This is a genomic window from Paraburkholderia tuberum STM678, from assembly GCF_902833905.1.
Taxonomy (GTDB): Bacteria; Pseudomonadota; Gammaproteobacteria; order Burkholderiales; family Burkholderiaceae; genus Paraburkholderia; species Paraburkholderia tuberum.
In genome coordinates this window covers 1-12,646 of sequence record NZ_CADFGP010000106.1, presented here as the reverse complement: position 1 = coordinate 12,646, position 12,646 = coordinate 1, and the positions used below count along the sequence as shown (strand labels likewise).

Below are 12,646 nucleotides of genomic sequence, written 5' to 3'. Positions count from 1 at the left end.
CGACTCTGTCACAGTGATGTCCATCAAATCGAAAATGATGGGCACCACTTTGATGTCGCTTCTCGCCGTCGTCTACGACGGTCGTCGTGAGGTGCTTACGCTGCTCGTCAAGAGCAAGTCGATGCTGACCGAAGAGTGCGAGATGCGCCCGTACCTTGAGGAGCGCGGCATCACCGTCGTGGAAACGGATCTGGGTGAACAAATCCAGCAGTTCGATGACGAGCTTCCCTCGCATATCGTGGTCCCCGCCGTGCACAAGCTCGCCACGGACGTAGCGAAGATCTTCTCGGAGAAGATTGGCACCGACCCGAACGAGAGCAACATCCCTAAGCTTGCCGAAGCGCAGAGAAAAGCCACGCGTCCGCTTATCCTCAACGCCGACGCGGGCATGACCGGCTGCAACTTCGCGGTTGCGGAAACGGGCGGCATTACCGTCTGTACCAACGAGGGCACCGCGGACCTGAGCGCGAACGTGCCGCCGCTGCATATAGCGTCGATCGGCATCGAGAAGCTGATTCCGAAGCTCGAACATCTCGGCGTCTTTATCCGCATGCTCTCGCGCAACGCCATCGGCTCGCCGATCACCCAGTACACGTCGCACTTTCGCGGTCCACGCAAGGATAGCGAAATGCATTTCGTGCTGGTCGACAACGGCCGTTCAGAACGGCTCGGCATGAACGACTTCTGGTATTCGCTCAAGTGCATCCGCTGCGGAGCGTGCATGAACACATGCCCTGTCTACCGGCGCAGCAGCGGCCTGAGCTATGGCGGTGTCTATTCGGGTCCGATCGGCGCGATCATCAATCCGACTTTCAACCTGAAGAAGTACAGCCGGTTGCCCTTTGCCTCGACGATGAACGGCAGCTGCACGAGCGTGTGCCCCGTCAGGATCAACATACACGAGCAGATCTACAAGTGGCGGCAGATCGTCGCCGAGCAGCACGAGCTTCCGTTCGTCAAGCAGGAGGCCATGAAGGTGGCCGGCCAGGTGCTGTCGCACCCGGCGCTGTACCGGGCGGCCGTCAAGACAGCCGGGACGGCCGTTTCCGTGTTGCCGCGCGCCGTGCTCTACAACCCGCTCAATGCGTGGGGCAGGCACCGTGAGATGCCTGATGCGCCCAAGGAAACATTTCGCGATTGGTATCTCAAGAGGAGCAGTAAATGAACAGCCGCGATATGATTTTGTCCCGTTTGCGCGAGGTCTCACCCGTGCCGCGCCGCTTGCCGGAGGTGCCGATGTTCGATAGCGCATTGCCACCGGAGGTGAAGAGCTTCCGCAAATCGCTCGACCGGCTTGGCGGCGTCTGGTGCCCACTGCCGGAGGACACCAGCCTCGAGCAATTTGTCCGCTCGCGTTTCCGCGATGCCACGGTGTTCTGTTCAGCGACGCCCGAGTTCACGGGCACGCGTGACATCGCGTTGGTTGACGATCCCCGTGCGCTCGATGACGTGGATGTCGGGATCGTGCGCCCGGCGTTTGCTGTCGCCGAGACAGGGTCCATCTGGCTGAGCGAAGCGCAATACAACGTCAATGCACTCGGCTAACGGCCACCATCCGGCTGTACAGAAGTCTCACTGATGCTCCGCGTCAATTTGCAGTGTGCGGTCCACTGCCAGCAGCCTCACTGGATCGGTCTTCTTCCACTGTGATTTCGGCACGAGCACGGACCATTCGGTGTTGGCCGTATTGTGGAAGAACGCCGCCACGCCTACGTAGTTCACTGCGTCGCCGATCGGCTCCGAGATCTTCAATGTCTGCCCCGGTCCCAGCGTCACGTCCCGGCTCCAGAGCGTCGCGGCCTTCAGCGCCTCGTTGCCCGCGAGCAGTTGCGCGTAGGTCGCTGTGACGAAAGGCTTGTCGTCCTTCAACTGGTAGATGCGCAGCACAACCGGAAGTGACGCGCCACGCACATCCTCGTTCAGTGCGCCGCGTGCCGTCACCACGAGGTTCATCTGTTTGACCTTCGTCTCGAACACCGCGCGTGTGACATCCACGGTGCCGTCCTTCACCGACTGCCAGGTCCCGCACCCGCTGACCGCAAGCGCGAAGACCACACCGGTCACGCATCGTCTGATCCGGGTTTTCATCAGAAAGGCGCTCCTTCGAAATCGGTGCGCGGGTAGACCGTCTCCTTGCCACCGATGCTCAGTACCAGTTGCATGGAAACATGAAGGCTCGCGTAGCGCCCCAGAAAGTGATTGAGCACTTCGCCGAATAGCGCAGCATCGCCCGGCCCGTCGAACGCGGTCGGATCGAGTTCGACATATGCGCACGCAATACGTTGTACGTATGCCCGCTCCACCTTCTGCTTCTCGGAGAAACGGACGTCCCTGATCGCGTCGATACGACGCGAGACCCCGTCGTCTGGCGTCCAGTCGTAGAGTTCCAGCGTCTCACGCAGCGCCGGTGCGCCCTCCATATGGATCCGGTTCAGTTCGTTCGCGCCACCCGCCGTAAAGTGCCCCAATACGCGCCAGTCGTAGCCCGGGTAATAGCGCGGCGGATAGAGCGGCATGGACGGTGCCGTGAGGTTGCGCACCGATGCAATCCCGGTGAAGTCCGATACGGTTTCAGTGATCGTCGCCTCGGCCAGCGCCATGCGCGGGAGACGCCCGTTATTGGCGAGCGCGCGTACCGTCAGGTAGCGGTCCGGATCGGGACGGTCCTCGTCGTTCTCTGCGTGCCGGTACGTTCCGGCCCATAGCTGCCCCGCCAGCGTCACCCAGAGTTCCCGCCCAAGCGGACCGAAACGCGTCGACGTATGGAAGTAGCGCTCAGGCTTTTCGTGACGCAACGCCCAGCCACGATGCCGGAAACTCGTAAACGCCCGGTAGTCGTGCCGTGCGCTGTCCTCCGGGTCGGCGGCGATCACCGCGAGTACATCGTACGGCTCGACATGAGAGGCGATGCCAGGCTGTACGCGGATGCAGTGCTCCCTGTCGTGCCAGCCGACAGGTTCCAACGGCAACGCATCGACCTCAAACAGGTTGATGACAGGCGTGCAGAACAGGCGGAAATTCTCGCGGCTGACGGGATAGTCGCCAGGCATCCGGGCATCGAGTTCAATCTCGAAGGTCATCTGCGCTTCACCCGCCGGCAGCGCCGCAGCATCGAACCCGCACAGGTCGACGAAGTGGAACTTTTGCGGGAACACAAAATACTCCAGCATCGTCTGCTCGCGGTCCAGTTGCCCGTCGCGCTTCGCGTCTGTGACTGGCCATAGCCGCGTCGACGGGCCGAAGCCTGCCGCCTCGAAATGCACCCCGTCCAGCGGCTGCAAGGCGCCGTCCCGTACTGACGGCAGACGCAGCCCGATTGACGCGACCTGCCGCGTGAGCGCCGCGTATAGCGTAGCCGCAGCGGGCCGGTCGCCATGCAGGTACAGGCGGATACGCGACAGCTCCATGCGCTCGCGCTGCTCCCCGAGCCAGAGACCAAACGTCAGGCGGATCACCGTACGCCCGTCGGCATGTACGGCGACGACGGCATCCTCGACCGAGAGCGGTAACAGCTCGACGGGCTGCGTCGTCCGGTACACGCACTGAACCTTATCGGGACCGACGGGCGTTGAGCGTACGACGGCTCCGGCGGGGATCGGCACCGCAGTTGCGCCCGTTCGGTTCAGCGGCGTGCATTCGATGATCGAAAGCGACGGCATAGCGCGCGCCGCGTGCTCATAGAGGTTATCGAGCAGCGCGTCGGTCACCTCGGGCATGCCGTCGTCGAGCTTCATGCGTAGCCGCGCCGAGAGAAATGCAAAGGCTTCGTTCACCGCGCGCACAGCCCCCTCAGGTTCGCCGTAGAGCATTCCCATGCGACGCGCGGCGTCAGGCTGCGCCTGCGCAAACTCGCGGCCTGCCTCGCGCAGGTAGCGCATCTCTTCGTCGTAGTACCTGAGGAACGGATTCTCGTGCTCAGTCGGGTTTTTCTTCCAGGGTGCGGTCATGGTTGCAATTCCGGTGGCAGGGGAGGAAGCATCGGTGCGGCACCAGCCTTGCCGACAACAAAAATCCTTTCGGGCATCTGGAAGCCGCGCAGCTTCAGCAATTCGAGCGGACCGGCTCCGACCTGGGTGCGCAGCAGATAACGCAACGGCTCGCCATTCGCGTCGTTCCACGTGAGCTGGTAGCGGGTACTGTCCAACTGCTTCACCTCGGCTTTTGCGAGCAGGCGCAGGAATGCCCAGTCGCCCGTCGAATCGAACGCCTGCCTCAGGCCCGCGTTGAGTGTCTGCCACGTCAGACCCGCGTGCCCGTTCAGGCCATCGCCGGGCCAGACGAGCGGCGTCCAGCTTTCCTGCTGGTTAAAGTAGACGATCTGCTTGCCGTCCACCGACAGTTCCGAGCGCGTCACGTCCGGCGTCGGCAAGGCCATCATCTCGAAGCGCTCGTTGGCATCGCCCTTTATGTAGAGTTGCGCACCGACCGTGGAGAGCTGGCGCAGGCCGGCAAGGAACTTCGGATCGAACTGGAGTGCCTGTGGTGCCAGTTCGTTCGGTGCCCAGTGATCGTCTTCGAGCTTCAGCACGCCCGCGAGCTGCGTCGAGATGAAACGGGCGACCAGGCCGGTGTCGGGACGCACGAAGCGGCCGAGCTCGGCGAAGGACGCATCGGCCTGCGTGTCGAAGAAGGGATAGCGTCCGTTTATCGCCGCGTTGAACGGCGCGGCCACGCTGGCCCGCCATGCTTCGTTCAGGCTCGCCGCAGCCGGTTGCAGGATCGTCTGCCACGCGGCTTCGAGCGGCTGCGCAAACGCCGCGTTACCGAAGCCCGCCCATGCGGAACCGAGACTTGCGGCGGTCAGCGCCGCGTCGTCGCGTGCTTGTGATAGCTCCGAGAGCTTGCCCTGGAATACTGCCTGCGCGAGTGAGCGCGCCATCGCCTGTGCGTCGGGACTGCTTGCGATCTGTTGCAGCTTCAGACGCATGGTCGTGACCGCCGTCAGATAGCGCGACAGGCTGACGCCACTCAGCGCGACGTTCGTCGATGCACCGGCCTTGCCGTTTCCGCTGTCCGTCGCTGCAACGCCGCTCTCTCCCATCAATGCAAGCAGCGGGCCGAATGACTTGTCCAGCGGATTGACGGTCGGGGCATTCGCGTCGTCGTTGTTGCCGATCAGGCTTTGTGCCTTGCGGACCAGCGTATCGGTCAGCGCCTGCGAGGGTCGTCCCGCCTGCGCGTGATACTGCACCGACTTCATCAGCGCGATCAGCGGCGAGGTCTGCGCGTCGGCGAGACGGGTGAGTTGATCGATCGCGCCGTTCAGGTTCGATGCCGGTTGCCACTGGAGACTGTTGAGCATGGTCTGCCAGGCGGCGGTGTACTCCGCGAAGTAGCGCGCTGTCAGTCGCTGCTTCAGTTCTTCGGCAGCCCGCTTCTCGTCAATTGCGGCGCTGGTGCGGATCGCACCCTGTGCGAGGGTGTTACCGATGGTCTGCGATGGCTGCCCGCCGGTCAGCACCCAGTCGCCGCTCACGCGTCGCTCGCTTGCGGCCCTGTCGATCGCGTCCGCGATCATGCCGTCCCACGCCGCGCGCGTGTAGATGCCAGGCACCGCCTGCGACGTGCCGAAAAGGCCCTGCGCGTCCGCGCCGTTAAGCAGCGTCTGGAGTGATGCATCCGCGTATTTGCCTCTGACCTGGTCGAGGATGCTCTGGTACACCGTGTCGTCGGCCGATGCGAGACCCATCTGAGTCACCAGCATGTTGCGGGTCGTGCTCACGATGCTCTGGTCGGGTGTGATGCGCCATTCGGGGTGGCCCTTCAGGTGATCGGCGTAAAACGCGGCGAGCCGGCGGCCCGTGTCGTCGCGCTCGCCCTCGGGCATGTCCACCGGGCGTCGCGACAACGCGACCAGCGAGCCCCGCAGAAATGCGGCGTCGGCGCGGGCAGGGTCTCCAAGCATCAGGTAGGTTTTGAGCGCGTTGTAGGTGCTGCCGCGCGTATCCTGCGATTGCAGTGCGTCGGCGCGGGCCTCGCCTGCGGCCTTTAGCAGGTGCGTGATCGTTCGCACCACGGGCTCCTGCAGGTTATGCGTCGCGGCGATCCGGTACGGCTGCCAGAGCGCCGCAAGGATGTCGTCGTTGCGCGAAAGACTCGCGCGCAGGTACCACGGCGCGCCGTGCTGCTGGCGGTATTCGAGCCGTTCCATCAGTTGCTGGAGCGCGAGCTGGGCGCGCCAGGCCTCGGCGGTTTGCGGTTTTGCATCGACAGCGGTTTGCGCTGTCTGATTTGCTTCGCGTGCTAGCTGCTGGTTGCCGACGAAGGAGACCATCATCCACACGCACCAGACAATCGCCGCGGCTATGACGAGCATCGCGAGCGCGTTACGCCAGTAGAAGCCGACGCGCCGCCCCCGGTAGTTAGACGATCCGCCCGCGATCTCGCGCCACACCGGCAGCAGCGCAGCGGGCTGCTCGCGTGAGACCGATACTGCCGCTGGCGTGTCGACAGGCTCGCTGGGTGTCCCGTCGCCGTTGGCTACCGGCACCGGTACGACGGTCGCCCCCGGAAAAACCGGCGCGAACATGACGCCCGCGAGCGGCGCACGCAGCCAGTTCGACGCAGCCAGTCCCCGAAGGCCATCGCCGATGCGCTCACCATGGTCGCCGACATACTTCGAGATTTCCATCAGCCAGGTCACCCGAAGGTTATTCTGGGTGCAAAGGTGTACGCCCGCGTCCGCAGACCGCTGCTCGACCTCGTTCAGCAGATCCGGCAACCTGGCGGCGGCTTCCTGTGCCTGTCTGCGCGAATCGTTCGGCATGAAGGTGCCGACCGCGTCGAAGTGTTCGAATGGACTACCCTTCGCCTCGACTGGGTGCAGGAACGTGACGGGCGCGGCCCAGCCGAGCGCGGTAGCGATGCCCGAGAGTTTGCGGGGCAGTTCGGTATCCCTGTCGTCCGCGCGCGCGACGTGCACGACGCCATCGACCGGGTGGCGGCGGCGCAGCCGACGGACCTGGCCCAGCCACTTCGCCGCCTCGATGCCGTCCGGCGACGCATGCACGAGAATGGTTTCGGCCACGTGCATGACTCCCGCCTGCCTGAGTCCTGGCGCGACCTGATCGACGCGTTCATCCGTACCGTTCACCAGCAGCCAGCGCAGGCGGTGCCGCCAGAACCAGCCGTGCGAGACGCGCAGTTCCTCGTACACGCGCTGCAGCCGCGCATCGCGCCTGAGCGGCTTGGCTGCCTTCGTGTGATCGCCGGTTTCCCGGTGAAAGAGGCGTCCCGCGAAGGCGTAAGCGCCGGTTGCGAACAGGACGAGATGGGTCACGACGACGATGGCGAAGGTGACGAGGATGGCAATGATCGCCTTCAGCTTCGGCTCGCCGGACGCGACGCCCACCATGTCGCCGCGCACCGAGACGATGCCGATCGCAAGCAGGGCGACGACCAGGGCCGCAACGGGCAGCCCCCAGATCGCGAGACGGCCCGGGGGTGCCGGTTCCTCCGTTGTGGTTGCTGACTCAAGCGGTTGCAGGGAAAGCCTGGGGTCTGTCATCGGTAATCCGGTTGTTATCGGTTGTTGCGGGCGTGACGCGCAGGACTGCGGACTGCAGGCCGTCAATGATGAGTTGCGGGCCATCGGCAGTCCAGGCCTCGACGGCTGCGGCAACGGACAGCCAGCCGTTCGCGTCGCCCATGTCGCCCACCATGCGGTCGGGCCGATGCTGCGCGTCGTCCTTCGCAATCGCATCCATATGGGCAGCACTGAGCGCCTTGTCGCCGCCGTCGGCGGGCCGGGTGATCCAGGCACGCACGAGCGAGGTGTAAGCAGCGTTGCCCCATACGGCCGCATTGGCGAAGCCGTATTTGGCTTCGCCCGGAAGACCCTGAACGGGCCGGTGCAGCAATGCGGCCACCCTTACCTCCTCGGGCAGATGGAAGTAGCCCGGCGCGAGCAGCACGGCGACACATCCCTCCGTGCTGCCTTCGGGTGGCCCGTCCTCATGCCACGCCGTTGCCACGACGAGTAGCGGGCGGCGCTCCTTGGCATCGAGCCATGCGTCGGCGACCATCAACCCGTCCGTCGCCGGTGCCGCCTGGACCACCAGCGGCGGCAGGCCCGCGATGCGCAGGGCATCGATGACCCGCGCGACATCCGCCTTCTCCTTGCCCGGCGCGGCCAGCACGCGGACCTGCGGCCACCAGACCCGCTCATAGCACGTGAGCGCTCGCAGGCTCGTCGCCAGAGACTCAAGCGACTTGGCCATCTTGAGCGCGAGCAGCGAAACCTGTTTCGCTGGACCGAGAGCAGCGATCGCTTGGTCGTCAGTAAGGCGATCGGCGACAACCGGTTCGTCGACCAGCCAGTCGGCCTCCTCGAAGCGGGCATGTTCGATGGGCTTCGAGCCAGCGCGCGGCACCTGCGAGGCGGGCAGACGTTGTTTGGCGGCTATCACGCCGGCCAGCGTCCGTTCGGGTTCTCCACCAAGCGGCAGGCAATAGCCAACGCCGAGCACTTGGAGTGGCTTCTGCGCGATGCGCAGCCGATCCGCCAGCCACTGGCTACGATGATGGTTGCGCCAGCGCGCGCGGTACCAGAGCGCCTCGAAGCCAGCGCGCTCAATGGCAAACAGGAACACGAACGCACCGTTAGGAAAGCCAACGAAACAGAGCCAGAACCATGCACCGCGCGCCGCTTCTCCCTTCGGCCAAAGCAGCATCGCAATGGCAACGCCGAATACATTGCAGGCGAGCCAGATGCAGAACCACCACGGCCAGAACCTGGGGCGGCGCGGATAGGCGCTCGGGCGTCCGACTGGAGAAAGATCGACCGGCATTACGCGATGTTGAAGTTCATCAGCGACGAGAGCAGCCTGCAGCCGCATGCGCAGCGATAGTGATGGAAAGCGACGGCCTTGCCATCACGGTCGAGAAACTTGGCGTAGCCCTCGTCAATCGTGGTTGGCCCGTGCTGCTCGCAGATCGCCTCGTCACCCTTGCGGGCGAGCGGTCGCCCCATGACCTCGAACCAGGGCGAACCACCGGTCACTTCGCCGTTGTGTTCGAGTTTGTCGCCTTTACGGATAGGAGATTGCATTTTTAGAAAATTAATTTTTTGAACATTGCTGAGTCTTGAATTGCGGAATATACGCCGCATCGAATGACTGAGCCTTTTTTTTCCTGAGGTTTATCACATCAACCCCAAATTGATTCTCAACAACGATAAAATTTTTATCAACACTAAAGGCAGCATCGTATACTCCACCACCATACACCTCTCTTTCAATGAGTTGCATTTTTGGCTTTACCGAAAATATAGATAGATGTGTGACTTGCGGATAATTCGCATCAATTTTTGTAGGTAACCCAAATACAACCAACATCGAACCATCGAGGCTAAAAACTCCCCCACGAATAGCGTGATCGATTTTCGCCAACCCGATATTTCGCCCATCATGTTTTATTGTTACTTGGCCGCGGACATCGTCCATTGCCAAATAATTTCCATCGCAGGAACTGACAACAGCTGCGCACGCATTACCAAGAAAAATCATCAAGAAAAATAAAAACAAATATTTTTTCACGGCTGATCCCCCAATACTCGATATGAATTTTGCGTCTCGCGCCAACGCAAGGGCGGACTTTTTACATCGTACGGGTTGACTATCTTGGTTACCGCGCGCGACGCAGTCTCAGAAACCCCCTGATCTGCAGCCTTTTCAAGCGGAGTCCGCACGCAGAAAAAGCCTGCTATGTCTACGCAGGAATAGGTATCGTTACCGATAAACTCTGGGTTATCTACTTTGGGACCAGCCTTGAAATGATCGCCTTCTTTTTTCTTAAACCATGCGTGATCATATGATTTTCGATCAAGCCAACCTCTATATACCCAATATTCCGAATAATTATATCGACCAGTAAGCTGCTTAAACCCCCTTCCTCGAAATTTAATACCATCTCCCGGATCGGTATTTCCCAAATTTATGTTGCCATCATATTGGCTAAAATATGTAACATCCACTGGGGTCGCAGCAGGCGAGCGAAAATATCTATTTAATTCAGGCATAATTGATGGATGATTTGTCTTAACCGCCTTACCAATAGCAATAGAACTCTCGCGAACTACCATCATATGATATGACTCGATCGCACATTGCCCAAAAAAATGAGCGCTGCGGATCGGGGCGCAAATTCTATATTTTCTAAAAACGGCATTAATGGCGCTGCGATAAAGTTCTCGATATTCCTCCCCCGTCTTTCCCAACGCTGTATATGTTGACTCATCATAGATTTGAGACAATTCCCCCTTGCTCAGCCACCCGCACTTCCTGAAGTGCCGGATAAACGCGAGCGGATGGAAGAACCAGAGCTTCTCCCCGGCGGGCAACCCGGTCACATCCCAGAACTGGACTTCCTTGAGGTACTTGAGAAAATCGTCGTAACCCGTTTGGTTGCCGTGGTAGAACCCGCCCTCGTCGAGCAGCTTCGTGTAGCGCGTCTCGTTGTTCTTGCTATCCCATTCGCTCGGCGCGTTGCAGATAAATCCGCGTAGTGCCTGACGCACCGGATCGTTCATCCTCACGTAGGTTGACAGCGCTTGCGCCCTCTGTGCCTCCGTCATGTCCTCCATCACCGGTAGCTCGCCGGTGTCCCCCGCATCCTTGACAAGTTTCTTCAGTGCGTTGATATCGCACATCCCGTTACTATCGAATGGCGTGTTGGCGTCGCTGATCTTCTGCCAGCCCATGAACGACGGGAAATCCGCATCGGATAACTTCCTGATCTCCGCCTTGCTGATATCGATATACGCCTGCTTCCCCGCAGCGTAGGTCACCTGCACCCAGGTCTGCGGGTTTGGAGGCGGGGTCACGGCCGAGGACAGGACACGCCCGAAGCGCTGCATCTCGTACCCGTCGCTCGGGCAGGCATCGTAGAGCGCCGTCGCGCGATGGTAGAGATCGTATTCGTAGTCCTTTTCCTCGACGGGCTCCGGCGTCAGAAGCGTGCGCGAACCGTCCGTCGCGATGCTCCAGACGTTGGTGTACTTCGCCCCCTTGCTGAAGTACATCTCGACGACGAGTTGCAGCGCGTTTTTGTCCGTCTGCCCCGGCGTGAACCTGATCCCGTGCAGCTTGTTGTCCGCCCCGGTTCCCGGCGGCCGCGCGAAGAACTGCTGCCCGGCCGGAATCGTGTAATAGGTGTGGCCCCAGCAGTCCGGCGTTGTCGCCGTGGCTGGCGATGCCACGCCGAGCTGTGTATGCCCGAAATACGCCGTGAAATCGTCTGGCACCATGAAGATTTCGAGGTGCAGGTGCGTCACGCCCTGGTAGCGTCCGACAAACCCAAGGACATCCTTGCGCCTGACCTTCTGGCCACTGCCCTTCGCCGCAGGCGTGACCTGCCCTTTCTTGTCCACGCCGGAGGATTTTTGCAGGAACTCCGGCAACCGTATCCCGTCGTGCCCGAATGACTGGTACTCCGCGAGCGGCAGCAGATGCATGTAGAGCGAATAGAACGTCAGCTTGCGACCGTCACCCGTTTCGGTCGAATGCCTGAGCAGGACGAAGCCTACATTGCAGCTATAGGGATCCACCGCGTGCTGGCAGACCCGGTACGCCACCACCTCGCCATCGGCAATGGCGTAAACCTCGCCGTGCGTGTCCGGTGCCAGATGACTGCCGCAATGCCAGCGCCGGTCAGACGCGACCGGGTAGATGCCGCGCGCCAGTTCGAACTGGTCGACGGCGTCCATCATGGGATCCGGCTTCGAGCCATCGGTGGAGGTGATGCCCGCTTCGGGCAGAAAGGGAGGGCTGATGATCATCGCGTATTAGTCCGTGTGGGTATACCGGTCGTTAAGCTGCAGGTCGCTATTCGGCAGGAGGGGCAGCTTGGCCGGCACGTTGCCGGGGCCGACAAACGTGAACGAGGCGGCCTTGATGGTGTATGCGCCGGGGCAGTGGAACGTGATGTTGCCGCCCTCCAAGACAACCGAAGCCCCGCCACAGTTGAGCGTGATCTTCGACTTCGCCGACACCTGCACATCCGCACTTTCGCTGGCGACACGCAACTGCTTCTGCGCGAAAAGATCCATGCCGTCAGTGAGCGCCGCCGCCGTAAACTTCCCCTTCGCCGCCGTGAGGCTGAGACCAAGCTTGTGCGCGCACAAGGAAATCAGCTCACCCGCCACCATGCGCAGTCGCTTCACGATGCTGACGTCCATGTCCTGGCCCGCCGTGACGATCACGTTCTGGCCCGCCGAGTGCTGCGCCGATTTCGGCGTCACGAACGCCATGCCGCCGGGGGCGCTCGCGAGCAGCCCCGCGTCGCGCAACTGGTTCAGCCCATCGAGCAGCGCCGCCTGCGTGGCCCGGTCGGCAGAGTCGGCCCCAGCCTGCGCCGTCGCCGCCGCAAGGTCTGTCACGCGCTGCAATGCCGCCTTGAGCTGCGCGACGGCGGTGGGCATGTCGAGGTGCGGCGTATCGGCTGCGGCCGCCGCATCCGCCGAGAGGAACAGTCCCTTCGCCGCACGCATCGTGCCCCAGCCCTGGGTCGTCATTTCGGACCCTTCACCCCGCAGGAGCTTCTTGCTGTTGAGCAGGTAGCCCTGGTTGAAGGCCGTCTGGCTGTAGACCGTCGCTATGCGGGCGCTCTCCTTTCCTTGCAGATCGTTGAACACCACCTCCGCACCGAG

General features: G+C 62.0%; 10 protein-coding genes. 2 read left to right on the top strand and 8 right to left on the bottom strand.

Annotation, left to right across the window (positions count from 1 at the left end):
• Both HWY30_RS39020 and HWY30_RS39015 read left to right on the top strand, forming a co-directional pair.
• A partial coding sequence (locus HWY30_RS39020) for a lactate utilization protein B (RefSeq protein WP_244145187.1) occupies positions 1-1,165 on the top strand: 1,165 nt, incomplete at its 5' end.
• Complete coding sequence (locus tag HWY30_RS39015; protein ID WP_244145186.1) at positions 1,162-1,545, top strand: hypothetical protein; 384 nt, start codon at positions 1,162-1,164, stop codon at positions 1,543-1,545. The genes HWY30_RS39020 and HWY30_RS39015, both read left to right, overlap by 4 nt.
• A 27-nt stretch (positions 1,546-1,572) precedes the next feature.
• On the opposite strand, the gene tssJ is transcribed toward HWY30_RS39015, so the two are convergent.
• From tssJ to HWY30_RS38975, 8 genes are all read right to left on the bottom strand, one after another.
• Entirely contained in the window at positions 1,573-2,088 is a 516-nt protein-coding gene (gene tssJ, locus HWY30_RS39010) for a type VI secretion system lipoprotein TssJ (RefSeq protein WP_090809403.1), read from the bottom strand.
• On the bottom strand, positions 2,088-3,947 hold the full coding sequence (gene tssF / locus HWY30_RS39005; protein ID WP_090809401.1) for a type VI secretion system baseplate subunit TssF: 1,860 nt from the start codon (positions 3,945-3,947) through the stop codon (positions 2,088-2,090). Before tssF ends, tssJ begins: the two co-directional genes overlap by 1 nt.
• Entirely contained in the window at positions 3,944-7,507 is a 3,564-nt protein-coding gene (locus HWY30_RS39000; protein ID WP_090809399.1) for an ImcF-related family protein, read from the bottom strand. The genes tssF and HWY30_RS39000 overlap by 4 nt, the downstream gene beginning before the upstream one ends.
• Positions 7,473-8,789, bottom strand: a complete 1,317-nt coding sequence (locus tag HWY30_RS38995; protein WP_176079033.1) for a hypothetical protein — start codon at positions 8,787-8,789, stop codon at positions 7,473-7,475. Before HWY30_RS38995 ends, HWY30_RS39000 begins: the two co-directional genes overlap by 35 nt.
• Positions 8,789-9,049: a PAAR domain-containing protein gene (locus HWY30_RS38990; RefSeq protein ID WP_090809398.1), complete on the bottom strand. Its 261-nt coding sequence runs from the start codon at positions 9,047-9,049 to the stop codon at positions 8,789-8,791. Before HWY30_RS38990 ends, HWY30_RS38995 begins: the two co-directional genes overlap by 1 nt.
• A gap of 10 nt (positions 9,050-9,059) precedes the next feature.
• A complete protein-coding gene (locus HWY30_RS38985; RefSeq protein ID WP_143037262.1) occupies positions 9,060-9,536 on the bottom strand; it encodes a hypothetical protein in 477 nt (158 codons plus the stop codon).
• A complete protein-coding gene (locus tag HWY30_RS38980) occupies positions 9,533-11,776 on the bottom strand; it encodes a M23 family metallopeptidase (protein WP_143037261.1) in 2,244 nt (747 codons plus the stop codon). Before HWY30_RS38980 ends, HWY30_RS38985 begins: the two co-directional genes overlap by 4 nt.
• 6 nt (positions 11,777-11,782) lie before the next feature.
• A partial coding sequence (locus HWY30_RS38975) for a DUF2345 domain-containing protein (protein WP_176079032.1) occupies positions 11,783-12,646 on the bottom strand: 864 nt, incomplete at its 5' end.

Bases quoted from the DNA above. Each gene is read 5' to 3' on its own strand.
- HWY30_RS38995 (WP_176079033.1), bottom strand. From the start codon at position 8,789: ATGCCGGTCGATCTTTCTCCAGTCGGACGCCCGAGCGCCTATCCGCGC.
- HWY30_RS39015 (WP_244145186.1), top strand. From the start codon at position 1,162: ATGAACAGCCGCGATATGATTTTGTCCCGTTTGCGCGAGGTCTCACCC.
- HWY30_RS38990 (WP_090809398.1), bottom strand. From the start codon at position 9,049: ATGCAATCTCCTATCCGTAAAGGCGACAAACTCGAACACAACGGCGAA.
- HWY30_RS38980 (WP_143037261.1), bottom strand. From the start codon at position 11,776: ATGATCATCAGCCCTCCCTTTCTGCCCGAAGCGGGCATCACCTCCACC.
- HWY30_RS39000 (WP_090809399.1), bottom strand. From the start codon at position 7,507: ATGACAGACCCCAGGCTTTCCCTGCAACCGCTTGAGTCAGCAACCACA.
- tssJ (WP_090809403.1), bottom strand. From the start codon at position 2,088: ATGAAAACCCGGATCAGACGATGCGTGACCGGTGTGGTCTTCGCGCTT.
- tssF (WP_090809401.1), bottom strand. From the start codon at position 3,947: ATGACCGCACCCTGGAAGAAAAACCCGACTGAGCACGAGAATCCGTTC.